The following is a 24,304-nucleotide window of genomic DNA, read 5'->3' on the forward strand; positions in this document are numbered from 1 at the left end:
GGCCTCGGTCAGACGGCTTCGCGGACCCGGACCCAGCCATCGCCGTGCCGCTCGATCGCCCCCGCAGCGGCGAAGCGCGAGATCCAGCCCTCCATCGGCCAGACCTCCCACCGATCGGCGAAGAGCCGGCCGTTGCGGAGGATGTCGTCGAGGTGCTGCCACGGGGGCGATGACGTCGGATGATGCTGGTGGTAAGCGTGGGCCCCGCCCACCCACACCAACGGGACGCCGCGTTCGTGCGCGGTGAATGCGTAATCGGTGTCCTCGCCGCCGTAGCCCTCGAACCGGTCGTCGAAGCCGCCGAGGTCGCGCCAGGTGGTCGCCGTCACTGCGAACGACAGTGACCAGAACAGCGGGTACTCGTCCGAACCCGCGACGACGGTCGTGCCGGACGGCGGAGCGGGCCTCGCCGGATGCGGGGCGGTGGCCGCGCGGAGATCCGTCTCGTCGCTCGGAACCGACCCCTCCGGGAGGTACGTGACGGGCCCGCAGAGGAGTGCGGGGGAATGGATCGCCGCGGCGGCGGAGTACAGCCCGATCATGTCTGGTCCGGGGATGCAGTCGGCGTCGAGGAAGACCAGCAGATCGGCCCCGGTGTCGAGCGCGGCGTCGGCGCCGGCGTTGCGCCCGGCGGCGAGCCGCAGACCGTCCGCCCCGGGCGGCAGATGCAGGATGGTCGCACCGTCGAGCCCGTCGATGTGCGGTGGCGCGTCGGCATCGAGCCACACGAGGATCCGCAGACCGACCTCGGGACGGTCGCGGAGCTGCGACTGCTGCCGCAGCACGTGGGCGATGCGAGTCGCCGAGAAGAGCGTGACGGTCGCGATCACCGCCGCGCCGCCACAGCCGTGATCACCGCGGCCGCTCGGGCCGCCGCACCGCGCACCTGCCATTGCGACCATCGCGGGGTGAGCGCGCGGGCCCGGTCGAGGAGACCGCCCCACAGCGCGTCGGACGGCCAGGTGTCGTGCACGACCGCGAGTCCCTTCGCGGCGAGATGGCGACCGGTGGCGTACTGCTCGTCGAACGGTCGTCGCTGCGGGATGACGACCGCTCGCGCGTCCGCCGCCGCCAGGTCGGCCACGCTGTTCTGCCCCGCCGCCGACACGACGACCTCGGCGCTGTGCAGCACCTCCCACGGGTCGTCGACCCAGGAACCGTTCGAGACTCCGACACCGTGCCAGAGCGAGCCCGGTGTCGCCGCCGCGGCGCGGGACAGCAGCTCTGACGCGCCCGACCGGTCTTCCGGCGCGCCGAGCACCAGCACCGAGCCGGGCTCGGGCTCGTGCGCTCTGCGGCGCGAATCGAATCGGGAGATGCCGCCCACCTCGATGACCCGCTCGGCCACGCGGTCGAGCGCAGCGGACCGGTGGGCGCCCGCCGGCCAGGGGGCGATGATGCGTTCGGCGACGTCGTAGGCGAGACGGTGAGCCGCGTCGGTGCGCTCGCCCGGCTGCGTCATCACGATCGGAGGCACGCCGAGCAGACGGACGAAGAGGGCCACCTCGACCGAGACGTCGACGACGAACGCCGCGAACGTCCGGGCGGCGAGGTGCGACGCGATGGCCGCCAGGCGGCCGGTGTGCCCGGGGTGTCCCAGCGGCGCCCAGTGCAGCATGCCGCGCACGGTCGGCTCGGCGTCCTGCGGGGAACGCATCGTCCCGTCGGCGTCCCGCGTCGGGTCGTCGTCGCGGGCGAGCTGCACCCAGGTGGTCGCTGCGGGAAGGGCGGCCGGAGCCGCCAGCGAGCTGAAGACGACCACCTCGTGGTCGAGGTGGGGGCGGATGGCGAGGAACCGGGTGAGGTGGCCGTGTCCGTGATGGTGCACGTACCAGCCGACGACGCTCATGCTCCCACCGCCGCGCGCACCGCCGGCGACGAGGCGACCGACCGCAGCAGGCTCTCGAGTTCGTCGGAGCGGCGCTCGATGGAGAATCGGGCCAGCGCATCCCGCCTCGTCCGGCGTCGCGTCGACGCCCGGATCCCCGCGGTGTCCGCAAGCGCCGTCACGGCCTCGGCGAGCGCATCCACGTCGCGGACCGGGACCAGCCGGCACGCGCCCGAGTCGCCCGTCACCTCGGCGACGCCGCCGATGTCGAACGCGGCGACGGGCGTGCCCGTGGCCAGCGCTTCGGCGATGACCATGCCGAACGGCTCCTCCCAGACGGGTGTGACGAGCGCCGCAGCGCTGCCGCCGACGAGCTCGGCGAGAGCGGGTTGCCGCAGCGCCCCGACGTAGCGGATGTCCGCGTCGAGCTGCGGCGCGATCAGCTGCTCGAAGTAGTCTGCGTCGCCTACCCGTCCCGCGATGTTGAGACGGCGTCCTGCCGCCCTCGCTGCAGCGATCGCGAGATGCGTGCCCTTCTCGGGCACGATCCGCCCGAACCAGACGAGGTCGATGCCGCCGGACCCGAGAGTCCAGCGCGCGGGATCCACCGAGTTCGGCAGCACCGGCGCCGAGACACCGGCGGCGGCCCACTCGGATGCCGTGTGCGCGCTGACCGCCGAGAAGAGGCTCCCGCCGCCGCTCGCGTGCGCGCCGAGCATGTCGTCGAGTGGCGGCGTGTGCAGCGTCGTCAGCATCGGCACTCCGAGCCGACCCGCGCGGGCGAGCGGCGGTGCGTGCAGGCAGTGGTTGTCGATCACGTCGAACGAGGCGGCGTTGTCGGCGATGAAGTCGAGCGCTCCCTCCAGCGCGGCGAGGGCACGCTCGAGGTGGCCGGGCGGATAGGTGGTGTCGGTCGCGAGCTCGGCAATCGGCCACACGGCGGCGGGGAGCACGAACTCGTCGGGTCCGCCGTCGAGGAAGTCCGACCCTTCGACCGCGCAGAGCACGACGCGGTGCCCGCGAGCGCGCAGCGACCGCACCCGATCCCACACCGCCGCCTCGAGACCACCCGCGTGCGGTTCGCGGATCGGGTGCCGCAGCGGCGCGAGCACCGCGATCGTGAGCGGGGCGGAATCGCGCGTCACGCGCGCACCCCCGCCGACAGCGCACGGGCGTAGGCGTCGGCGTGCTGGCGGGCCACGCGTTCGCGTTCGACGACCCGGGCCGCACGACGCTCGCGCACCAGAGTCGCGCGCCGCTCACCGCCCGGGCGGCTGCCCTGCCGCGAGCGCAGTTCGAGAGCGGCAGCGGCCAACGAATCGCCGTCGTCGAGGTCGAAGGAGGCGAGATCCTCGGGATGCTGCTCCGCGATGAATCCCACCCGAGGAGCGGCGACCGGAACGCCGAGGTCGAAGCACAGTTCGACCCACCCGGAGTGGGTGCCGAAACGGTAGGGCAGCACCGAGACGTCCAGTTCCGCAAGCGACAGCGCGAGCTCCTCGTCGCTGAATCGCGGGGACCGCACCAGGGTCACGTCGGATCCCGCGGCATCGACGATCAGGGCGATGCGCCGGGCGGCCTCCTCGTCGCGAACGGCTTCTCGCAGATGCACACGCGCTTCGGCCGGGACGCCCGCCCGTTGCAGGGCGGCGACCGCGTCGACCAGCGCGAGGGTGGTCGCCACCCCGTCGATGTTCGGGCGCAGGTCGCGCAGGTGAGCACCCAGCACGAGCTGCTCGCGCGGCCCTGCGACCGGCGCTTCGAGCTCGAGCGGCCACAGATGGGGATGCGAGACGACGGCGGGCCGCCGCCCCCAGCCCCTCTCGACGGCATCCGCGGCACCCGGGGTGAGCGTGAGCAGCTCGTCGGCGGCCGGGATGAGGAGATCGAGGTGAGCGCGATGCGGTTCCTGGTCGACGAGCTGCGGGTTCGTCAGATCGTGCACCGTATAGACGAGCCCTTTGCCGTTGGCCTTCACGGCACTGACGACCTCGGCGAGCCGCTCCGCGGAGAAGGACTCGGCGCCGAAGTGCAGGTGCAGCACGTCGAAGTCGTTCGCGTTGGCATCGATCCACGCCGGGTCCAGCATGACGGGCGGCCACCACTGACCCGCGGGAGCGCCGGGCGGGGTCGGGTCCGGCAGCAGCACCAGCTCGGCGTCCGCACGGGACACCGTCGAGTTGACGACGTACAAGTGGCCCGACGGGACCGATGCCACACGGATGGCGGGGTGCAGGGCGTTCACGGGCAAGGGCCTCCACGGCGTGGGGAAAGACAGGACAGGTGCCGGGCGGGGGCCGATGCGGAGCCTGACGGCGACGTCGGTCGGCGAGATGCGGGCGATGGGAGCGCCCGTTGGTGAGAATATCGCCCTTCTCGCTTCGAAATCGCCGTGAACGCAGCGCCGCCACTTGCCCCGATTCGCGAGGAGCCGGTCGACCCTGCACAGTTGACCCGTGCCGCCCGTCCCCTCACCCGACCCGTCGGACCCCCGCACCCGCCACTTCGGCACGTTCTACGGTCTCGACGACGTCGCGACCGACGCAGATGACGACCGCCCTGTCGCACTCGTCATCGGCAACTGTCAGGCCGAATCGCTGCGCATCATGCTCGATGCCGGTGACCTCGTCACCGTGCGCGTTCCTGCGGTGCACGAGTTGACGGAGCACGACCTCCCCCATCTCGACCGCTGGCTCGCTCGCACCGACCTGCTCATCTCGCAGCCGATCCGCGACGACTACCACTCGCTGCCGCTCGGCACCCGCCAGCTCGCCGCCCGTCTCCCCACAGGGGGCCGCCTGCTGCGCGTGCCCGTCGTGCGCTTCGCCGGGCTGTACCCGTGGCACGTGATCGTGCGGCCTCCGTCCGACCCGGGTCTCACGCCGCCGGTAGTCGAGTATCACGACGTCCGACTGCTCCTCGAAGCGGCGGGCGAAGCCGCGCTTCCGCCCCTCGACCGGCGCCGCGTGCTCGGGATCGCGGAGGCGTCCCTCGAACACCTGGCCCGCCGCGAGCAGGCGCACGGCACGATCGTGCTGTCGGACCTGTTCGCTCGCCCCCGCTTCGAGCAGATGCGCACCCTCAACCATCCGGGCAACTCCGTCTGGACGGCCGCCGCAGCGCGTGTTCGCGACGTGGCGGGACTTCCCGAGAACGACGTCGACCCGGGCCGGCCACTACTCGACTCGGTGCATGCTCCCCGTGACCCCGCCGTGGTCGACGCCTTCGCTCTCGGGGACGAGCCGACGCGGCACTGGCTCGTCGGAGGCACTCGCATCGACCTCGCCGACGTGCGGGAGGCTCACCTCGAGTGGTACGCCCGAAATCCGGAGGCCGTCCGCGCGGGACTCGATCGCCACGTCGACACCCTTCGGGTCCTCGCCGCATGAGCGCGTCTCGACTCCCCGCTCTCGCCCTGCTGGGCGACCCCCGCCACGGGGTCGCCATCGCCGCCCGCTCGATCGCGGACGCCGTGGTTCGGATCGACCCCGAGGTGGCGATCGTCGACCTGGGCCCCCGCGACGAAGCCCCCGCTTCTCGGGTGCATGTGCATTTCACCGACCGGCTTTGGGCCTCCTCACCCGAGGCCGCCGCCGAGCGATTCGAGACCTTCGCCGCCCGGTCGGCGGTCACGGTCACCCTGCACGATGTTCCGCAGCCGAGCGACGGGCCGCGCAACCTCCCCCGCCGCACCGAGGCCTACCGTCGCGTCGTCGCCGCCGCACGCGGAGTGGTCGTCAATTCCGAGCACGAAGCCGCCCTGCTCGACGAGGCGGGCATCGTCGCCGGCTCCTCGGCCGTCATCCCTCTCGCGGTCGACATGGTGCCCGGAACCGTGGACATCGACGGACTCGATGGCACGGTCGGTGTGCTCGGCTTCTTCTACCCCGGCAAGGGGCACGCCGAGGTGGTGGAGGCCCTGGCCGGCATGGAACGCGGCCCTGCGCCGCGCTCCATGGTGTCGATCGGCGGTGTGTCGCCGGGACACGAAGAAGAGCTCGCCGACCTGATCGAGACGGCGTCGTCACGCTCCGTCAGCGTGGAGGTCACGGGCTTCCTCCCTGACGCGGAGCTGCATCGGCGCTGTCGCGCCGTCTCGGTGCCGGTCGTCGCTCACCGTCACTTCTCGGCGTCGGCGTCGCTCGCCACCTGGATCGCGACGGGCCGCCGCCCGATCGTCGTCTCATCCCGGTATGCCCGGGAGATGGACCGGCTGCGCCCGGGCACGATGACCCTCGTCGGCTCGGTCGGACTCGCCGACGCGATCGCCCGCGCGATCGCGGAGCCGGCCTCGACCGTCCTGGCGGAAGACGCCGTCCTCGCCCCGGCGCCGGAGGACACCGCTGCGGCGTATCTCGGCTGGTGGAGAGGTGACACCCCGTGATGCCCGGCCGCTCGGTGCCCGGGAACCGCTTCGACCTGCTCGACGGTGTCGCTCCCGAGCGCGCCCCGTCGGTCTCGGTGGTCGTCGTGCATTACCGGCAGCAGCGGGAGCTCGATCGCACCCTCGCCGCGCTCGTGCGCCAGACCCACCCGGCCGACCGACTCGAGATCGTGGTCGTCGACGACGGATCGCCCGAACCTCCGAAAGTGCCCGACGGGGTACGACTCGTGCGGCAGGAGGACGACGGGTTCCGGCTCGCGGCCGCGCGCAATCTCGGGGTCCGCGAGTCGACCGGCGACGTACTCTGCTTCCTCGACGCGGACACCGTGCCCGAGCCCTCCTACGTCGAGCGGATCACCCGCCTGCCGGCGCTCCTCCCCGAGGCGGTGACCGTGGGGCGGCGACGTCACGCCGCGCTCGACGGCCATCCCACCGAGGCTCCGATCGAGCAGATAGGGCCACTCTCGGAGCTGCCCGAACCGGGGTGGCTGATCGACGAGTACCGGCGTTCGAGGAATCTGCTCGATGCCGATCATCGGTCGTACCGCTTCATGATCGGCGCGGTGATCGCCTGCAGCCGCTGGCTGTTCGAGCGCACCGGCGGGTTCGACGAGTCGTTCCGCGCCTACGGCGGCGAGGACTGGGAGTGGGCGCACCGCGCCTGGCTCGAGGCGGCGATCTTCGCTCACGAGCCGGAGGCCGTCGCCTGGCACGACGGCGCCGAGTGGTCGAGCCGCGACGTCGCGAGCGACAGGGCCCGCAAGAACGACGAGACACTGCGGCTCGCAGGGCGGATCCCGGTGACGGGCTCCCGCGGGTGGGCTGTGCGCAGCGGCGTGGCCGACGTGCTGGTGCGTCTGCTTTCGGCTCCGTCCGACGCTGCCGCCTACGTCTGCGTCGACTCGGTGCTGGCTGCGCTCCCCTCGGCCCAGGTCGTCGTTCCCGACGACGTGCTGCGGGTGTTCGCCGACGACGACCGCGTGCTCGGCGCCGATGACCCGAAGCTCACCCCGCGACCGCGCGTGGTGATCGACCTGCCAACCCCAATGCGAGTGCGGCGCGGGTCGACGGAGCTCGTCGCAGCGACCGATGAGGTCGGCTGCGGAGATCTCGGGAGGGTGGAGTTGTCGACCGAGGCGGGAGTCGCGGCCGTTGTCCGATCGCGGCGCGGCGATCTCCGGAGCGACAGGTGGGGCGACGGACTGTTCCGCACGGAACGTCGCGGTGCCCCCTGGCTCCGCGAGGTCCCGGAGGATCCAGGGCTCGCCGCGTACCTCGGCGGCTGGGACGGCGACTGACCGCCGGCGTCCGGGTTGCGCTCCTACGATGTGCGTCGAGGCGAGGAGGCTGCGGATGAGCGAGCGGTTGTCGATCGGATCGATCGTGTGGGGCGTCAAGGACGTGCCCCGCGCGATGCGGTTCTGGATGTCCGCGCTCGACTACGTCCCCCGCGACGAGCCGGACGACGACTGGGTCGTCCTGATCCCGCGCGAGGGCGTCGGCGCGCAGATGGCTCTCATGCAGGTGAAGGCGGACGCCGGCGAGCGGCGGCGCCACCACCTCGACCTGTACACGTTCCATCAGGCCGTCGAGGTCGAGCGTCTACTCGGGCTCGGGGCCGCCGAGGTTCCCGACTGGGTCTACGAGCCCGACGCCGATTACGTCGTGCTCGCAGACCCGGACGGCAACTACTTCTGCGTCGCTCAGCGCTGACGCGCCGTTCGCCTCGAGGTCAGGCGAATTTGACGGCCGTGCCGTAGGCGACGACCTCCTGGAAGTTCTGGGCGACCTCGCTGGCGTCGAAGCGCATCGCGATGACCGCGTCGGCACCCATCGCGGTGGCGGCTTCGACGAGGCGCTGCTTCGCCTCGTCACGGCTCTCGGTGAGCTGCTTGGTGAGGCCGGCGAGTTCGCCGCCGACGATCGCCTTGAGGCCGGCGCCGAACTGGGCGCCGATGTTGCGGGAGCGGACGGTGAGACCGGTCACCTCGCCGAGGACTTCGGAGATCTGGCGGCCGGGGACATCGTTCATGGTGGAGATGAGCATGCGACGAGTATCGAGCGGGCGTGCCGCGCGTCGACAGTTCCCAACCCGGGTGCCACTCGGTCAGGTGACGTGGCGCACCGCGAAGTCGATCGCGTCCGCGGCGATCTCCGGTGTGAGGGTGTGGCGGACCCCCGGGTACTCGTGCAGCTCGACTGCGGTGTGGCGCTCGAGCCACCGCTGCGCCGAAACGATCATTCGACGGGGGATCACCTCGTCGTCGGTGCCGATGCCGTAGCGGACGGGGATCCGACGAGACGCGAGACCGCTGTGATCGCGCAGTTCCCAGACGAACCCGCCGGCCATGGAGACCGCGGCGAATCGGTCGGGCCGCGGTCGCGCGAGATGGATCGCCATCGCCGCACCCTGAGACCAGCCGACCAGGGCGACACGCTGTCGCGCCACCCCGTCGAGCCAAGCGTGCACGCCGCGACCGGACGCGCTGAACGCACCGATGCCCTCTTCACCGAAATGCGCCCACGCCCATCGGTCGCCGAGCGCCCGAGGTGCGCGTATCGCAGCCGCCGAGACACCGTCGGGAACCATCGGCAGGTACGGGGTCCAGTCGTGCTCGTTCCCGCCGAATCCGTGCAGGAACACGAGGAGCGGTGAGTCGACGGACCGCGATCCGCTCCACACGACGGCGTCGGCATCGATGTCACGAATCGGGCGCATGGGGACCTCAGCCGTGCGCGAGCAGCTCGAGTGCCACCACCAGGACGCCGAGCGCCACCTCGACGCCGAGGACGAGCAGCTTCTGCCAGCCGGGGATGCGCACCCGCCGGACCGCGAGGAATCCCCCGACACCGAGGGTCGTGATCAGCGCGATGCTCGAGGCGCGGAGGGCGCCGTCGACGGTCCAGATGTCGAACCCCGCCAGCGCCATGAAGATGAGCGGCAGCACCGCGGCGCCGAGTGCGCCGAAGGCGACCTGCAGCATGTGCCGCACCTCCCCCGCGGACGGAAGCGACCCGTGGGCGACGAGGTGCGACACGAAATCCGCGACCAGGATGGCGAGCAGGGCACCCACGACCGAGATCACCAGGGTGAGAGCCGCCGACCCGGCTGTCAACTCGTCGGCGTGCGAACGCAGCGCCAGGACCACGGCGAGCGCCGTGAACGTGATGTAGACCCGCTCCTTCAGCCGTTCCGCTCGTAGTTCCGCGTCGGATCCGGTCTGTTCCGCCGCCGTGTCGCCCACCTCAGCACCCTACGGCGCGACGGGACGCGAGAAACGCGTCGCCGCCGGCGATGCGCTCGTGGAAGTATCCGGAGTATGACGGCGCTGCCTGCAGACGCGCACGTGCACAGCGAGTGGTCGTGGGACACGGGCGGGCACGCCCACGCGCCAGGGCGCATGGCGCTCGCCTGCGAGCGGGCGCTCGCCATCGGAGTTCCCAGCATCGTGTTCACCGAGCACGTCGAGTACGAGCAGCGATGGCGCAGTGATGTCGAAGATCTCATGCCGCATCAGCGCCACCTGCTCGACGCCGACGGCTACGTGCGGCCGCCCGCTTTCGACGTCAACCGCTATCTGGCCGCTGTCGAGGAGTGCCGAGCGCGGTTCCCCCAACTGCGGATCCTCACCGGCGTCGAGCTCAGTGAACCGCATCGGCACATCGCCGAGTCCCACCGACTGTCCGCCGTCGTAGACCGCGTGAACGGCTCGGTGCATACGCTCCCGACCGGCGGGCACGACGACCGGAGCGAACCGAACACGATGTTGCGCGACACCGATCCCGACGAAGTCGTCATTCGCTACCTAATGGAAGTCGTCGCGCTCGCCGAGTCCGCCGCCGCGTTCGCGACACTCACTCACATCGACTATGCCGCCCGCGCGTGGCCGGCAGATCGCGGCCGCTTCGACGCGAGACGCTTCGAAGGCCACTTCCGAGCCGCAATGCTGGCCCTCGCTCGCAGCGGCAGAGCCCTCGAACTGAACACCCGACGCTTGGAGCCGTGGGTTCCGCTCTGGTGGGCCGAGGAAGGCGGACGTGCCATCACGTTCGGGCGCGACGCCCACGAGCCATCGGAGGTCGGTGCGCATTTCTCAGCTGCGACCGCGATGGCTGCCGCCGCCGGGTTCGCTCCGGGACCCGAGCCGCATGACTTCTGGACCCGCTGACCACACTACGACGGGGAGCCCCGACGCGGGGGCTCAGCCCATGGGTGGGGAGATTCAGTCGTCGGCGAAGAAGCGGGACAGGATCGAGACTCCGTCGTCGGCTGCTGCGGTCTCCGCGGAGCCCGCGGGATCGCCCACCGGGGCGGGCGGCGTGAAGCTGGCTCGGGACGCCATCGGCTCCGAGTAGCGGTTCTCGCCGATCGCCGCGAACACCTGCCGCGCCACGGTACGACCCGCCCGGTTCGCCCCGATGGTGCTCGCCGTGGGGCCGTATCCGGCGAAGAAGATGCGCGGATCGCGTTCCGCCGCTCCCGTCGACACGGTGATACCGCCCTCCTTCTCGTGCAGGTGGAGAGGGCTCAGGTGTCGGACGTCGGGCCGGAACCCCGTCGCCCAGATGATGGCGTCGATCTTCTCCGTCGACCCGTCGGGCCACACCACCCCGTCCTCGGTGAGCCGGGTGAACATCGGCCGGGCGTCGAGAATCCCTCGCTCGATGCCGGCGGCGATCCGTCGCGTCTTCGGCACACCCGTGCCGCTCACGATGCTCGGCAACGCGAGGCCGCGCCTCGCGGCCTCATCCTGTTGGGCCACCGCGTTAACGGCGTCCTCCAAGTCGAGGGCTCCGTGATCGAGGTAGTCGATCGGCCGCCGCGAGGTCCAGTAGGTCTTGGCCGCAACGCCTTCCAGCTCGAGGAGGAAGCCGATGGCGGAGGTGCCGCCGCCGACCACGAGGACCCGCTTGTTGCGGAACTGCTCCGCCGACACGTAGGTCGACGTGTGCACCTGCGTTCCCGTGAACTGCCAGGCACCCGGGTAGTAGGGCACGAACGGCGCACCCCAGGTGCCCGTCGCGTTCACGACGGCCGACGCGGTGAGCTCGCCCTCGGAGGTGCGGAGCACGAGGTCCGCCCCGCGGTCGTAGACGGCGGCGACGGAGACCGGGCGACGCACGCGCAGGTCGTAATGCTGCTCGTACTGCCGATAGTAGTCGGCGACGACGTCCTTCGCCGGCAGCGAGCGGTCGGCCGTGTCGAAGCTGATGCCTAGATTACGCATGCCTGGAAGGTCATGAACGCGATGCGCGGATCCGAGCCGCAGCGATTCCCAGCGGTGCTGCCAGGCTCCGCCGGCGTCCGGTCCGCGGTCGAGGACGACGAGGTCGAGCCCTGGTTTGAGGCCGAGCTTCTGCAGGTAATAGGCGACCGAGAGACCCGATTGGCCGGCCCCGATCACGACGACCGAGGCGCCTGAATACTGAGACATCGTCCACCTCCACCGTTCGAGTGATGCTCACGAGCATCCACCCCATCGTGCCGCATCCCGCCCGTGCTAAAGTAGGCGCGAGTTTTTCGCATTCCCTGTTGAAGTCTGCCGAGGCATCTGAAGCCCGGCGAAGAGTGGTGAGGGGGTCACGCACATGGGGCGCGGCCGTCAGAAAGCAAAGCACACGAAGGTGGCGCGCGAGCTGAAGTATTTCAGCCCCGCGACCAATTACGACGCGCTCGAGCGCGAGCTCGGGTCGCCGGCTCCGGCACACGACAGCGAATACGACAAGTGGGCCGAATACGCCGACGACGACGCTGACGACCGCGACGAGTCCCGCAGCGCCTGAGCCGCGACTCATGACGAGCCGCCGGTGATCGCCGACTGGTCCGACTTCTTCGTCGCGACGGTCGGAGCCGCCGCGGCGCTCGCCGGCCTCATCATCGTGGCGATGTCGGTCAACATCACGACGATCGTGAAGTCACCGGCGATGCCGTCGCGCGCCGCGCTCACCATTGGAGCACTCATCGCGCTCGTCGTCGTCGGGGTCGCCGGCCTCATCCCGGCCGTGACGGCCCCGGCCCTTGGCGCGGTGACGTCGATCGGCGGAGTCGGGCTGCTTGCCCTCTCGATCCACTCAGCACGGCTACTGATGAGCTACCGCGCCGACGCTCCGACCGGGGCCAACCTTGCGAAGTCCGTCGTCGGGCTGCTGCAGGTCCTCCCCTTCCTCATCGGCGGTCCGCTCCTGATCGTCGGCTACGGCGCCGCCGGGCTGGTGAGCGTCGCGGTCGGCTTCCTGCTCGTGTTCGTCGTCTCCGCGTTCAACGCCTGGGTACTGCTCGTCGAGGTGCTGCGCTGATCGGTATCCGTCACCGCCCGGTTTAGAATCGTTCTCAATATGGCGGCGCCGAACCGGAGCATCGTGCGATCACCACGATCGCCCCTTCCCGGCGACCCCGGGCCTCGGCGCAGCCGGTGGAAGACCGGACTCGGCATCGGCGTGCTCGCCTTCGCGCTCGCGATGGCCCTCCGCGCCACGGCCCCCGAATCGACCGGCGAACTGCTCGGAGTCGCGGCCCGAGACGCGGTGACACTGGCGATCAGCGTCATCATCGAGTCGCTGCCGTTCGTCTTCCTCGGTATCGTCCTGTCGATCGTCGTGCAGGTCTGGCTGCCGCCCCAGCTCCTTCTGCGGAGGCTCCCGCGCAACCCGGTGCTGCGCCGCGCGACGCTGTCCCTGCTCGGTGTCCTGCTCCCCGTCTGCGAATGCGGCAACCTGCCGCTCGCGCGTGGATTGATGTCGCGCGGGCTCTCGGTCTCGGACTCGATGACCTTCCTGCTGGCGGCGCCCATCCTGAACCCGGTCACGATCATCACCACCTACCAGGCGTTCGGATGGTCGGACGGCATCCTCGCGAGCCGCATCCTCGGCGGCTTCGTCGTCGCGAACCTGATCGGCTGGCTCTACAGCCGCAATCCACGACCCGAGAGCATGCTGACGAGACAGTTCCAGGACGTCTGAGCGGTGGAGCGTGCGACGCCGAAGAGCGGCGACCGGGTGCGGCGCTCGGTGCGACTCTTCGCCGACGAGACCTCCGCGATGCTCCCCGCCCTGTTCGTCGGATCGGCCATCGCCGGCATCATCCAGGTCGCGGTGTCGCGCGATCTCCTCGTGACCCTCGGCGGCAACCCGGTCTGGTCGGTCTTCGCCCTCATGCTGCTCGCGTTCGTCGTGGCGCTCTGCTCGAACGTCGACGCCTTCTTCATCCTCGCCCTCGGGTCGGCCTTCACGCCCGGCGCCGTCATCGCCTTCCTCCTGTTCGGACCCATGATCGACATCAAGATGCTCGCCATGATGCGCACCACCTTCACGACGCGCACCCTCGTGCAACTGACCGCGCTGGTGGCGCTGCTCGTCGCCGCGATCGGGCTGGGGGTGAATCTCCTTGCTTGAGCGCATCGTGTTCCGCTGGCGCGGAGTGCTGCTGAGCCTCGTCGGCATCGCCGCCACCCTCTGGCTGGGCTGGTCGGGCCAGCTGGGGCTGTACATCCACCCCCGCTACTTCGTCTTCACGATGGTCGCCGCGACGGTGGCCGGAGTCCTCGTCGTCGCCGCATTCGCGTTCGTCCCGCTCGCACGCGACGAGACGCACGACGAGGAGACCGACGAGCATCTGCATGAGCAGCGTCGGTGGCCGCTGCTCGCCGCCGTCGCGAGCGGCGCCCTGATCATCGCCGCGACGGTGAGCCTGCTCGTGCTGCCTCCGACCAGCCTCAGCACCGGTGGTGTGAGCGCGGCCGACCTCAGCACCGGAACCGCGGTGGGAGCGTCGCTGGAGAATCCGGAGACCCTCGTCGGTGGCGACTACGCGTCGTTCACGGTGAAGGACTGGTCGGCGCTGCTGCGGCAGGGCGTCGACGAGCAGTTCCTCGCCGGCAAGGAGGCCGACGTCATCGGCTTCGTGACCCCCGACGAGAGCAACCCCGAGAACCTCTTCTACCTCGCCCGTTTCGCCGTCACCTGCTGCGCCGTCGACGCCCAACCCGTCGGCATCGCCGTGCACTCTCCGGGCTGGAGCGAGGACTTCGCCGCCGGAGACTGGGTGCAGGTGGCCGGCGGCTTCGTGACCAACCCGAGCACGTCGAGCGCGACGCCGATCGTGCTCGACGCCGCGGAGATCGCGGTCATCGACGAGCCGAGCGAGCCGTATGTCTATTGAGCGGTCGTCTGCCGATCACCCGTCGATCGTCGTCGTCTCCGTCGAGCACCGGGATGTTGATGCGGCGCCGCCGAGGCGCTTCGGACGGTGGATCGCCGCCGCCACCGCGATCCTCGTCGTGCTCGTCGGTGCGCTCGCGGTGGTGAACTCGGTGCAGGGGCCGCGCATCAGAACCGCCGAGCTGAACCCCGCCGCGCTCGTCGACCGGTCGGGCGGGCGCATCGTGCTGACGCTCAGCCAGCGGCTCTCCTCCGAGTCGCTCGACCGCCTCTCGATCGAGCCGGCCGTGCCGATGACCGCGACGGCGGCGGGCAACACCGTCGACGTCGCGCTCGACGACACCCTCGCCTACGGCACCGCATACACGATCGGGCTGCCGGACGCCGTCGGCGTCTACACCGCGAACCGGTCCGATCTGAGCTACACGTTCACCACGCCCGACGCCGATCTCTACACGCTGCTTCGCGATTCCCGCCTCGGCGACGACGGCCTGAAGCGCGACGACACGATCCGGCGCGAGTCGCTCGATGCGAGCGTCGAGGCGACCGTCGTGCTAAGCGCGCCGCGGATCGAGGAGTACACGACGCTGCCGCAGCATCTGGCCGCGGTCGTGCTCGCCGACGACGGCAGCGCGTCGGTGGTCGCCGCCGACGCCGACGGAGGCGGTGCGCACTCGGTGCTTCTCCCGGGCGTCGGGACCGTCCGCCAGCTCTACGGATCAGGACGCAGCGAGCTGATCGGGTTCTCCTACACGGGCAGCACCCCCGACTCCTCCATCGAGAACGTCCTCCTGCTCTACGACCCCCGCGACGGTTCGGGGGTCGCTCGACCGGTCACCGGGCTCGACGGCGGGGCGCTGCAGGTCATGGACTGGGCGTTCGTCCCCGGCTCCACCTCGCTCGTCGCCCAGAGCTACGACGGCTCGCTGTACCTGGTCGATGCCCTCTCCGCCACCACGCTGAGCGCGCTCGGCCAGCACGGCGAGCTGCGGGGATTCCTGCCCGGTTCGAGCCGCCTCGTCGTCGCGGATCCCGACGGCGACGCGGTGCTCGACCTCGCCGGGGGCGAGACCGCGCCGCTCGAACCGGCACGTCCGGCAGAAGGTGCGGGAACCTATCCCGGCCCGCGCATCTACCTCGACGACGAGCGCGCGACCGCGCAGCTGTTCACCTCGCCCGTCGGCGACACCGCCGAGAGCCGGTTCTCATCTCGGATCGCGGTCACGGATACCGCCGGGACGCGCGTCGTCTACGAGCCCGCCCTGCCCGACACCCGCATCCGCGACTTCTGCGCCTCACCGAACGGTCAGTACCTCGCCGTCGAGACGGCACCGGCGGAGGCGACGCTCGACGATTATCCGTCGGTCGCGGCCTACTCGGGGATGACGACGGCGATAGTGGAGGTCGCGACGGGGGACACCGTCCGAACCGTCTACGGCTTCCTCCCCGGCTGGTGCCGCTGAGCGTCGGGGTCGCATCCGCTCACCCGTCGTGCGAACATCGACGCGTGACGACAGGCCACCGGCGAGAGACCGACGGTTGCGTGTTCTGCGACATCGTTCGGCATGATCGCAGCAATCAGATCTTCGACTCGGATGATGACACGGTCGCTTTCCTCGACATCGCGCCCGCTGCGCGAGGGCATTCGCTGGTCGTCCCTCGACGCCATGCGCAAGACATCTTCGACATGTCCGCAGTCGAGTACTCCGTCGCGGCACGCGCAGTGCACCGCGTTGCGAACAAGCTCGAGCGATTGCTGCACCCCGAAGGGCTGACCGTCTTCCAAAGCAATCGATCGGCGGGCTGGCAGGACGTCATGCACCTGCACTTCCACGTGGTTCCCCGCTTCGCCGACGATTCACTAATGCGACCATGGACGGTGTCGGCCGGGTCGGCCCATGACCTGGCAACGCTCACCGAATCGCTGCGCGAGCCCGGGTGATCACGGGGTCGGCATGCCGCCGTTCACGTTGAGGGTCTCGCCGATGACGAAGCTCGACTCGGGTGAGGCGAGGAAGACGTACGCGGGGGCGATCTCCGCCGGCTGACCGGCACGGCCGATCGGCGCCTCGCTCGAACCGAACTCCGGCAGGGTCTCGGGGTCGACGCCGCGGGTGACCTGCAGCACCGTCCAGGTCGGGCCGGGCGCGACGACGTTGACCCGGATACCCTTCGGCGCCAGCTGTTGGGCGAGCCCCTTCGAGAAGTTGTTGATCGCCCCCTTCGTGCTGGCGTAATCGAGTCGGTCCGGGGCCGGGGAGTAGGCCTCGGCCGATGCGGTGTTGATGATCGTCGATCCCGGGCCGAGGTGCGGCAGCGCGGCTTTGATGATCCAGAACGGCGCGAACACGTTCGTCCTGTAGGTCGCCTCGAACTGCTCGTCGGTGATGTCGCCGATCTCGGTCTGCCAGACCTGCTTGCCTGCCACGTTGACGACGGTGTCCAGGCCGCCGAGACCCTCGACCGCGCCGGCGACGAGGGCGCGGCAGTACTCGGCGTCGGTGAGGTCGCCGGGCAGCGGCACGGCCGTGCGGCCCTCCGCCTCGATCAGCTCGATGACGTGGCGGGCGTCCGACTCCTCCTCGGGGAGGTAGGACAGGGCGATGTCGGCGCCCTCCCGCGCGAACGCGATGGCGACGGCGGCACCGATCCCCGAGTCGGCGCCCGTGATCAGGGCACGGCGCCCGGTGAGCTTGCCGATTCCTCGATACGACTGCTCGCCGAGGTCGGGCACCGGCTCCATGCGCGATTGGACGCCCGGCTCCGGCTGCTGCTGCACCGGCGGTTCGATCTTCGGGTAACGGGTGACGGGATCACCGAAGGTGTACTGGTCGTCGGCCATGGTCGTCCTTCTTCCTCCGGCTCTCGGTGAGCGTTCGACGCCACTCAACCCCGACGACCTGGGAGGCGGATGGCCGGATGTCGGCGGCGAGGCGTACCGTCGGCACCGGATGAAGGGAGCGAAGCGATGAGGCTCGCCGTCACGACCCCTACCGGCAACGTCGGATCCCGCGTGATCCGGCTCCTGGTGCAGGCTGGAGCACGTCCACTCGCGCTCATGCGCGACCCCTCGCGTCTCGATGCCGACCTCGCGCCGTTCGTCGACGCCGTCGCCGTCGATCAGGCCGACGCTGACGCGGTCGTCGCGGCGACGCGCGGGGTCGAGGCCCTGTACTGGGTCGACCCGACCACCGATCACGACGATCCGCTCGACGGGTACGCCGCGATGACTCGCAGCGTCGAGCGGGCGGTGCTCGAGAACGGCATCGCCCGTGTGGTGTTCCAGTCGAGCGTCGGTGCCGAGAAGCGGCACGGTGCCGGCGAGATCGACGGTCTGGCGCTCACCGAGGTCGCGCTCGAGCGCACCACCGCCTCCGTCACGCATCTGCGCTGCGGCTACTTCTTCACGAATCTGCTGATGTCGATCGACTCGCTTCGCGAGGGCGTCATCATGACGACGTTGCCGCCCGACCGGCCGCAGGCGTGGGTCGCTCCCCGCGACATCGAGGATATCGCTGCCGCGCGGCTGCTCGACCAGAACTGGGCGGGCACCACCACGCAGGGCGTGCTCGGTCCCGCCGACCTCACGTACACCGAGGTCGCCGAGATCCTCACCGAGACGACCGGCCGCGCGATCGAAGCCGTGCAGATCAGCGACGACGAATTCCGGGCGGGCCTGCTCTCCGTCGGGATGACGCCGGCGCAGGCCGACGGGTTCGTCGGCATGTCCGCGGGACTGCGCGACGACTTCACTCCCGAGAACGCGCGGGATGCCCTCAGCACGACGCCGACGACGCTCGCCGAATGGGCGTGGGCGACCCTGCGCCCCGCGCTCTGACGAGATCCGTCAGGCGCTGAAACGCTGGAGCGCGGCGATCACCGGGGCGTCGAGTCCGACGCCATGGCCCGCCTCGTCGATGTGGAGCTCCGAGCCTGGCCACCGGCGGTGGAGATCCCAGGCGATGCGCACCGGGCTGCTGACGTCGTGCCTGCCGTGCACGAGAACCGCGGGGATGTCCGCGATGGCGTCCACCCCGGCGAGCAGCTCACCATCTCGGCGCCAGGCAGCGTGCGACCAGTAATGGGTCACGAGCCGCGCGAAAACGGCACGGAAGGACGGGTCGTCGAAGCGAACGTCATGCCGATAGCCGGGGGCGAGCGAGACGTGAGTGTCCTCCCATTCGCACCAGCGGAGCGCTGCCGGCTCCCTGACCGACGGATCGGAGTGGGCCAGGAGGCGCGCATAGGCGCCGGCGATGTCTCCCGCTTCGCGGACCTGCGGCACGAGTTCGATGAACCGCTCCCACTCGTCGGGGAAGAGCCGGCTCATCTCACGTGTGATCCATTGCACCTCGTCGCGCGTGGTGGTCGTCACGCTGAAGAGCACGATCTCCGACACTCGTCCCGGATGCGCCTGCGCGTATGCGAGCGCAAGGGTCGCCCCCCCCCCCCCCCCCCCACGAGGCCCCCAGCACCAACCAGCTGTCCACACCGATCAGGGCGCGCAGCGCCTCGATGTCGGCGATCAGGTGGTCGGTGGTGTTGCGGGTGAGATCGGTTTCGGGGTCACCGGCCGACGGGAGGCTCCGACCGCAGCCCCGCTGGTCGAAGACGGTGACGTCGTACCGCTCGAGGTCGAACAAGCGAGTCCACCCCGTACCGGCACCCGATCCCGGGCCGCCGTGCAAGACCACCGCTGCCTTGCCGGACGGGTTGCCGTGGCGCTCCCAGTGGATGAGCTGACCGTCGTCGGTCGAGAGGACACCCGAGCTTCGCGGACCCTGCCCTGACATCAGCCCGCGTAGGCGCCGATCAGTCTGACCGCGCCGCCGTCGACGCCCTTCGCGCCCTGCTCGAAGCCGGCGAAGTCGCGGGCGGCGGTCGAGACCGTCCCGACCTGCCATGTCTCGATGCCGTGGGCCGCGAGACTGCCCGCGGCGGCTCCGGCGAGATCGGAGTCGACGATCGCGAACATGCCGATTCCGAGGTTCCACGTCGCCTCGTGGTCGCCGACGCGGCTGCCGCCGAGGTCGCTCAGCACCTGGAAGACGGTGGGCGGAGTCCAGGTCGACCGGTCGACCTCGACCCACGCGCCGCGCGGGAGCACCCGCGCGAGGTTCGCGGCGATCCCACCGCCCGTCACGTGACTGAACGCGTGAACTCCCGGCCCTGCGACCGAGTCGGCGAGCAGGTCGAGCAGGGCGGCCGTGTAGAGGCGAGTCGGCTCGAGCAGGGCGAGGCCGACCGGTCCGCCCAGTTCATCGACCGTGTCGCCGTACTTCAGACCCGCGTCGGCGAGGATCTTGCGCACCAGCGAGAACCCGTTGCTATGCAGCCCCGACGAGGCGAGGGCGAGGACGGTGTCGCCGTCGCGCACCCGATCGGGCCCAAGGAGGGCGTCGGCTTCGACGACACCGACCGCGGCGCCGGCGAGGTCGTACTCGTCCACCCCGAGCAGGCCGGGGTGCTCGGCCGTCTCGCCGCCGACCAGTGCCGTTCCGGTCGCTTCGCACGCGCGTGCGACGCCGGCGACGATCTCGGCGATCCGCTCGGGGACGAGCTTGCCGCACGCGATGTAGTCGGTGAGGAACAGCGGCTTCGCGCCGACCACGACGATGTCGTCGACGATCATGCCCACCAGGTCTTGCCCGACCGTGTCGTGCTTGTCGAGGGCCTGCGCGATCGCGACCTTGGTGCCCACCCCGTCGGTGCCGGACGCGAGCAGCGGCTTGCGGTAGCCGAGCAGAGCGGACGCGTCGAACAGGCCGGCGAAACCGCCGACTCCGCCGAGCACCTCGGGACCGTGCGTGCGGGCGACGGCCGCCTTCATCAGTTCGACGGCGCGATCACCGGCAGCGGTGTCGACTCCGGCTTCGGCGTAGCTGTTCGCCATCGGGGAAGCTCTCCATTCGCCTCGACCCTCACGGGTCATGGCAGACTTGCGCGGTAAGCCACCACTCTACGGTCTGGAGCACCCGCCTCAATGTGCGGCATCGTCGGCATCGTCTCGTCCGAGCCGGTCAACCAACTCGTCTACGACTCCCTCCTCCTCCTGCAGCACCGCGGCCAGGATTCGACAGGAATCGCCACTGTCGACGGCAGCACCCTGCACATGGTCAAAGCGAAGGGCCAGGTGCGCGAGGCGTATCGCACCCGCGACATGCGTGCGCTGCCCGGAACCTTGGGTCTCGGTCATGTCCGTTACGCGACCAAGGGCTCCGCCGCCAACGAGGAGGAGACACAGCCGTTCTACGTGAACGCGCCGTACGGCATCGTCCTCGTGCACAACGGCAACCTCACGAACACGCGGGAGCTCACCGACGAGCTGTATCGCGTCGATCGTCGTCACCTGAACACGACGAGCGACACCGAGCTGCTGATCAACATCCTCGCCAACGAGCTGCAGGCGCAGATCGGCCCCGGTGACCTCGACCCCGACCAGCTGTTCACCGCCGTCTCGCGAGTGCACGAGCGCGTCGAGGGCTCGTACGCGACCATCGCGCTGATCGCGGGTCACGGGCTGCTCGCGTTCCGCGACCCCTACGGCATCCGCCCGCTGGTGCTCGGTCGGCGCCCGTTGGGCTTCGTCGGGTTCGAGTGGATCGTCGCCTCCGAGACCGTCGCGCTCGAGAGCCAGGGGTTCGAGTTCGTCCGCGACGTCGAGCCCGGCGAGGCGATTTTCATCACGATGGCCGGCGAGCTGTTCTCGCGCCAGTGCGCGTCGAACCCGACCCTCATCCCGTGCTCGTTCGAGTACGTGTACCTCGCCCGTCCCGACTCCGTCATCAACGGCATCTCGGTCTACGAAGCGCGCCTGCGTCTCGGCGACCGACTCGCGGACACCGTCGCCGCGTACACGCCGATGGGCGACATCGACGTTGTCATGCCCATCCCCGACTCGTCGCGTCCCGCCGCGATGCAGGTGGCGCAGAAGCTCGGCATCGAGTACCGCGAGGGCTTCTACAAGAACCGGTACGTGGGCCGCACGTTCATCATGCCGGGGCAGGCGCAGCGCAAGAAGAGCGTGCGTCAGAAGCTCAACGCGATGAGCTCCGAGTTCAAGGGCAAGAACATTCTCATCGTCGACGACTCGATCGTGCGCGGCACCACGTCGAAAGAGATCGTCGACATGGCTCGCCAGGCCGGCGCCAACAAGGTGACCTTCAGCTCGGCCGCTCCCCCGGTGCGCTTCCCGCACGTGTACGGCATCAACATGCCGAGCCGCAAGGAACTCGTCGCGTTCGACCGCAAGATTCCCGAGATCGCCCGCGAGATCGGCTCCGACTACCTGATCTATCAGGAGATCGAGGACATGCAGTCCGCGATCCTGCAGGGCTCGAACGTCGCCGACCTCGAGAGGAGCTGCTTCGACGGCCGCTACATCACCGGCACCGTCACCGAGGAGTACCTCCGCTGGGTCGAGCAGACCCAGCTCTCCTAAGATCCGATATTCCGGGCACAGACGCACGTTCCGGCGGGCCACTCTGCCCGGAACGTGCGTTCTCGAGCGGCGGCACCGAGCCACCCTGCGCGAGATCCGACCCGTACAGGGCAGGATGCGAGAGTGACCCGACCTGAGTCGTCGTCTAGCGGAAGCGTGCTTCTGCGATCCGCGGGCGTCGCGATCGGAATCGTCGTGCCGGGATTGGCCGCCCGGTTCCTGCTCCCGGATCCTGCTGGCGACCTCGCTGGCGGGGTGCTCTACGCGGTCCTCGTGACTCTGATCGTCGACTTCGCGCTGCGTCCAGTGCGTCCGCTCGTCGTCGCCGTGATCGCCTTCGGATGCTGCGCGCTGATCGAGTTCACTCAACTCGCCGGCGTCGCCTCCGACCTTGCCTCCGTCTTCCCTCCAGCCGCTCTCGTCCTAGGCACCGGCTACTCCGCGGTCGACCTGGCCGCGTACGCGATCGGCGCCCTGACCGGAGCAGCAGTGCTTCCGCCGCTCCTCGGCCGAAACGGACGTAAAGGGGCGATTACCGTGTCAGGCCCGCCGCTCACGTTCCGGATCCGCCTCGGCGTCGCAATTTTCTTCGGCGCCGCGACCGCCGGGCTCGGCGGCATCCTCTTTCTTCGCGCGGCGGCTGCCAAGGATGGCTACGGCGCGGGGTGCCGTATGTCTGGCCCTGCGCCGCGGACACTCAGTCCCGAAGCGGAGGTCACCGGCGGTTTCTCGTGGTGGCCGGTCGGGCGCTCCTGCTTGTGGACCGACACCGGGCAAGGGACCGTGCTCTCACTCCCCGAGTCCTTCGTGCCGACCGTGGTGATCTACGGACTGATCATCCTCGCTGTGTCGGGTGCTGCCGCCGCAGTCTTCGCGGCCCATCGGCACCGCCGCGCGCGATGACTAGTGCCGTCTCCTCAGCGGGAATCGAGCTCACGAAAACGCACGTTCCGGGCTTGTGCGCCCGCCGGAACGTGCGTTCTAGCCCGCAATATCGGATCTGCGGCGGAGGTTCACGGCGGTGACCGCGGCGGCGCCGGCGAGCATCAGGAGGGCCGCGAGCGAGCCGAACCCGATGATGTCGAAGCCCGTGTCGGGGAGGCGGGGTGCGCCGGTCGGGGCGGCCGGATCGGCGGCGCGGTAGGCGCCGATCCCGTGGCGGTTCGCCGATGCGATCTCGACCGTATAGCGCTGCGCAGGGTCGAGGCCGGTGATGTCGGTGCTCGTGGCGCCACCCGCGAGGTTGAAGCGCTGCACCACCGCGCCGGAGGAATCGCGGACCCGTACGAGACGGTCGGTGACGGAGGTCGACTCGAGGTCGGACCACAGCGCGGTGAGCGCGCCCGCGATCGTGGAGGCGACGCTCACCGTCGCAGGAGCGGCCGGAACGGTGCCGTTCGTCGTCACCCGGATCTGTCCGGTCGCGTAGTCGTAGCCGACCGTGCGGTCGAGGAAGAACCGGTTGCCGGTGTTGAGGTGACCGTCGGTGATCGTGTTGTAGTACGAGAACGAGCCGGGACCCGAGTCGACCGCGAGCCAGCTGGCGAACGGGGCGGCCCCGCTCGCGGTCGCGAACGCCACCGACGTGCCCGAGTGCAGGTGCCCGATCCGAGTCTGCGTGGTCGCCGTCGTCGGGGACGTGACGTGCGCGTACGGAGCGAAGGCGACTCCCGCGACGATGCCGCCAGGCGCGCCGGTGTCGATCGTCGTCGCCTGGCAGACGGAGGACTCCTCGACCTGCCAGCACAGGTCGATCGGCTTCTCGTACACCGTGTAGCCCGCGGTGTTCGGATACACGTTCGCGGTCGTCGCAGCCTGCAGCACCGCAGTCGACGACCCTGCGGCGGCGGGTGCGCCGAGTGTCAGCGTTCCGCTCGTCTGCGTGAAGGCGAGAGTGTGCCCCGCCGAGAGCGTGGTGTCGTCGAACTGGAGCAGCGGGCTGTACCACTCGACGGTCGTCGAGGTCGACGAGTCGGTCCACCGGTCGAGGCCCTGACCGATGCCGAGGATGCCGTCCACCCCGGCGAGCGCGCATCCGGTGCAGCCGCTGCCGTCGAGGAAGTTGACGGCCGTCGCCGTGTTGCCGCCGATCGAGAAGTCCGCGGTCGACACGGTGCCGGTGACACTGGATCCGACGTAGTTCACCGTCGCGGTGGCGGGCGTCGCCGTCGCACCGGCAACCGGTGCGTACATGACGAGCGCCTCCGATCCGGTGTCGAGGATCACGGTGTACGGGTCGGGATCGCTGCCGAGCTGGATCTGCACCGTCGGCTGGAACTCGCCACCGCTGCCCGCGGTGAGGAACGTGACCGGGATGGGTGCGGGCGCCGCGGTGGCAGGCGCCGTGGTCGCGACCGCGGAACCGGCGACGATCACCGCCCCCAGCACTGCAGCGGACACACGCGCGACACGGCGCTTCGACATCATGGCGATTCCCCCGGCCCGCGCCCCCGCGGACATCTGCGCCCGGAACCGTTCTCGGGCGCTCGTCACG

Annotated in this window: 26 protein-coding genes and 1 pseudogene; 14 read left to right on the forward strand and 13 right to left on the reverse strand. The window is 70.2% G+C overall.

Annotation, left to right across the window (positions count from 1 at the left end):
* Positions 1-8 precede the first annotated feature (8 nt).
* Genes NGH83_RS14150 through NGH83_RS14165 form a run of 4 tightly spaced genes read right to left on the reverse strand, consistent with a single transcriptional unit; the run spans position 9 to position 4,073 of the window.
* A complete protein-coding gene (locus tag NGH83_RS14150; RefSeq protein WP_251856892.1) occupies positions 9-830 on the reverse strand; it encodes a glycosyltransferase family 2 protein in 822 nt (273 codons plus the stop codon).
* Positions 827-1,849: a glycosyltransferase gene (locus tag NGH83_RS14155; RefSeq protein ID WP_251856893.1), complete on the reverse strand. Its 1,023-nt coding sequence runs from the start codon at positions 1,847-1,849 to the stop codon at positions 827-829. The genes NGH83_RS14150 and NGH83_RS14155 overlap by 4 nt, the downstream gene beginning before the upstream one ends.
* Entirely contained in the window at positions 1,846-2,973 is a 1,128-nt protein-coding gene (locus NGH83_RS14160) for a glycosyltransferase (protein WP_251856894.1), read from the reverse strand. The genes NGH83_RS14155 and NGH83_RS14160 overlap by 4 nt, the downstream gene beginning before the upstream one ends.
* Positions 2,970-4,073: a hypothetical protein gene (locus NGH83_RS14165; RefSeq protein ID WP_251856895.1), complete on the reverse strand. Its 1,104-nt coding sequence runs from the start codon at positions 4,071-4,073 to the stop codon at positions 2,970-2,972. The genes NGH83_RS14160 and NGH83_RS14165 overlap by 4 nt, the downstream gene beginning before the upstream one ends.
* Before the next feature lie 211 nt (positions 4,074-4,284).
* Between NGH83_RS14165 and NGH83_RS14170 the strand changes: the two genes are divergently transcribed.
* From NGH83_RS14170 to NGH83_RS14185, 4 genes are read left to right on the forward strand one after another with little or no spacing between them, the layout of a single operon-like run.
* Positions 4,285-5,217, forward strand: a complete 933-nt coding sequence (locus NGH83_RS14170) for a WcbI family polysaccharide biosynthesis putative acetyltransferase (RefSeq protein WP_251856896.1) — start codon at positions 4,285-4,287, stop codon at positions 5,215-5,217.
* The gene (locus NGH83_RS14175) at positions 5,214-6,212 is read left to right on the forward strand and encodes a hypothetical protein (RefSeq protein ID WP_251856897.1); all 999 of its coding nucleotides are present in this window, start codon (positions 5,214-5,216) and stop codon (positions 6,210-6,212) included. Before NGH83_RS14170 ends, NGH83_RS14175 begins: the two co-directional genes overlap by 4 nt.
* Entirely contained in the window at positions 6,212-7,510 is a 1,299-nt protein-coding gene (locus tag NGH83_RS14180) for a glycosyltransferase family 2 protein (RefSeq protein ID WP_251858541.1), read from the forward strand. Before NGH83_RS14175 ends, NGH83_RS14180 begins: the two co-directional genes overlap by 1 nt.
* A gap of 55 nt (positions 7,511-7,565) precedes the next feature.
* Positions 7,566-7,925, forward strand: a complete 360-nt coding sequence (locus NGH83_RS14185) for a VOC family protein (RefSeq protein ID WP_251856898.1) — start codon at positions 7,566-7,568, stop codon at positions 7,923-7,925.
* Positions 7,926-7,944: 19 nt separating this feature from the next.
* Here NGH83_RS14185 and NGH83_RS14190 read toward each other — a convergent pair whose 3' ends face one another.
* From NGH83_RS14190 to NGH83_RS14200, 3 genes are read right to left on the reverse strand one after another with little or no spacing between them, the layout of a single operon-like run.
* Positions 7,945-8,259: a heavy metal-binding domain-containing protein gene (locus NGH83_RS14190; RefSeq protein ID WP_251856899.1), complete on the reverse strand. Its 315-nt coding sequence runs from the start codon at positions 8,257-8,259 to the stop codon at positions 7,945-7,947.
* Between the two features lie 60 nt (positions 8,260-8,319).
* Positions 8,320-8,931, reverse strand: a complete 612-nt coding sequence (locus tag NGH83_RS14195) for an alpha/beta hydrolase (RefSeq protein WP_251856900.1) — start codon at positions 8,929-8,931, stop codon at positions 8,320-8,322.
* A gap of 7 nt (positions 8,932-8,938) precedes the next feature.
* The gene (locus tag NGH83_RS14200) at positions 8,939-9,457 is read right to left on the reverse strand and encodes a hypothetical protein (RefSeq protein ID WP_251856901.1); all 519 of its coding nucleotides are present in this window, start codon (positions 9,455-9,457) and stop codon (positions 8,939-8,941) included.
* Between the two features lie 75 nt (positions 9,458-9,532).
* On the opposite strand from NGH83_RS14200, the gene NGH83_RS14205 reads away from it, so the two are divergent.
* Positions 9,533-10,381, forward strand: a complete 849-nt coding sequence (locus tag NGH83_RS14205) for a PHP domain-containing protein (RefSeq protein ID WP_251856902.1) — start codon at positions 9,533-9,535, stop codon at positions 10,379-10,381.
* Between the two features lie 54 nt (positions 10,382-10,435).
* Here the strand turns inward: NGH83_RS14205 and NGH83_RS14210 are convergent, their stop codons facing one another.
* Complete coding sequence (locus tag NGH83_RS14210; protein WP_251856903.1) at positions 10,436-11,647, reverse strand: FAD-dependent oxidoreductase; 1,212 nt, start codon at positions 11,645-11,647, stop codon at positions 10,436-10,438.
* 154 nt (positions 11,648-11,801) lie between these two features.
* Here NGH83_RS14210 and NGH83_RS14215 point away from each other — a divergent pair, with 154 nt between their 5' ends.
* The 6 genes and pseudogenes from NGH83_RS14215 to NGH83_RS14240 all read left to right on the forward strand — a co-directional run bounded on the left by NGH83_RS14215 (position 11,802) and on the right by NGH83_RS14240 (position 16,311).
* Positions 11,802-11,996 (forward strand): DUF3073 domain-containing protein, encoded by a 195-nt coding sequence (locus NGH83_RS14215; RefSeq protein WP_251856904.1) that lies wholly within the window; start codon positions 11,802-11,804, stop codon positions 11,994-11,996.
* A 24-nt stretch (positions 11,997-12,020) separates the two neighbouring features.
* On the forward strand, positions 12,021-12,509 hold the full coding sequence (locus NGH83_RS14220; protein ID WP_251856905.1) for a hypothetical protein: 489 nt from the start codon (positions 12,021-12,023) through the stop codon (positions 12,507-12,509).
* 162 nt (positions 12,510-12,671) lie between these two features.
* Positions 12,672-13,604, forward strand: a pseudogene (locus NGH83_RS14225) (permease).
* Positions 13,597-14,370: a TIGR03943 family protein gene (locus tag NGH83_RS14230; RefSeq protein ID WP_251856906.1), complete on the forward strand. Its 774-nt coding sequence runs from the start codon at positions 13,597-13,599 to the stop codon at positions 14,368-14,370. Before NGH83_RS14225 ends, NGH83_RS14230 begins: the two are co-directional and overlap by 8 nt.
* A complete protein-coding gene (locus NGH83_RS14235; RefSeq protein ID WP_251856907.1) occupies positions 14,360-15,832 on the forward strand; it encodes a hypothetical protein in 1,473 nt (490 codons plus the stop codon). The genes NGH83_RS14230 and NGH83_RS14235 overlap by 11 nt, the downstream gene beginning before the upstream one ends.
* 80 nt (positions 15,833-15,912) lie before the next feature.
* On the forward strand, positions 15,913-16,311 hold the full coding sequence (locus tag NGH83_RS14240) for an HIT family protein (protein WP_251856908.1): 399 nt from the start codon (positions 15,913-15,915) through the stop codon (positions 16,309-16,311).
* Here NGH83_RS14240 and NGH83_RS14245 read toward each other — a convergent pair whose 3' ends face one another.
* Complete coding sequence (locus NGH83_RS14245) at positions 16,312-17,211, reverse strand: SDR family oxidoreductase (protein WP_251856909.1); 900 nt, start codon at positions 17,209-17,211, stop codon at positions 16,312-16,314.
* A 126-nt stretch (positions 17,212-17,337) separates the two neighbouring features.
* Here NGH83_RS14245 and NGH83_RS14250 point away from each other — a divergent pair, with 126 nt between their 5' ends.
* Positions 17,338-18,207: an NAD(P)H-binding protein gene (locus NGH83_RS14250; protein WP_251856910.1), complete on the forward strand. Its 870-nt coding sequence runs from the start codon at positions 17,338-17,340 to the stop codon at positions 18,205-18,207.
* 9 nt (positions 18,208-18,216) lie between these two features.
* On the opposite strand, the gene NGH83_RS14255 is transcribed toward NGH83_RS14250, so the two are convergent.
* Genes NGH83_RS14255 through purM form a run of 3 tightly spaced genes read right to left on the reverse strand, consistent with a single transcriptional unit; the run spans position 18,217 to position 20,262 of the window.
* The gene (locus NGH83_RS14255) at positions 18,217-18,744 is read right to left on the reverse strand and encodes a hypothetical protein (RefSeq protein ID WP_371872692.1); all 528 of its coding nucleotides are present in this window, start codon (positions 18,742-18,744) and stop codon (positions 18,217-18,219) included.
* The gene (locus NGH83_RS14260; protein WP_371872693.1) at positions 18,701-19,273 is read right to left on the reverse strand and encodes an alpha/beta fold hydrolase; all 573 of its coding nucleotides are present in this window, start codon (positions 19,271-19,273) and stop codon (positions 18,701-18,703) included. The genes NGH83_RS14255 and NGH83_RS14260 overlap by 44 nt, the downstream gene beginning before the upstream one ends.
* Positions 19,162-20,262 (reverse strand): phosphoribosylformylglycinamidine cyclo-ligase, encoded by a 1,101-nt coding sequence (purM, locus tag NGH83_RS14265; protein ID WP_251856913.1) that lies wholly within the window; start codon positions 20,260-20,262, stop codon positions 19,162-19,164. The genes NGH83_RS14260 and purM overlap by 112 nt, the downstream gene beginning before the upstream one ends.
* 90 nt (positions 20,263-20,352) lie before the next feature.
* Between purM and purF the strand changes: the two genes are divergently transcribed.
* On the forward strand, positions 20,353-21,810 hold the full coding sequence (gene purF / locus NGH83_RS14270; protein ID WP_251856914.1) for an amidophosphoribosyltransferase: 1,458 nt from the start codon (positions 20,353-20,355) through the stop codon (positions 21,808-21,810).
* Between the two features lie 156 nt (positions 21,811-21,966).
* Complete coding sequence (locus tag NGH83_RS14275) at positions 21,967-22,713, forward strand: DUF2809 domain-containing protein (protein WP_251856915.1); 747 nt, start codon at positions 21,967-21,969, stop codon at positions 22,711-22,713.
* A 78-nt stretch (positions 22,714-22,791) separates the two neighbouring features.
* On the opposite strand, the gene NGH83_RS14280 is transcribed toward NGH83_RS14275, so the two are convergent.
* Positions 22,792-24,303, reverse strand: coding sequence for a fibronectin type III domain-containing protein (locus NGH83_RS14280; protein ID WP_251856916.1), 1,512 nt, complete (start codon positions 24,301-24,303; stop codon positions 22,792-22,794).
* Position 24,304: the final 1 nt, after the last annotated feature.

Origin of the sequence: Herbiconiux sp. L3-i23 (assembly GCF_023734115.1) — a bacterium.
In the GTDB taxonomy this organism is placed as follows: domain Bacteria; phylum Actinomycetota; class Actinomycetes; order Actinomycetales; family Microbacteriaceae; genus Naasia.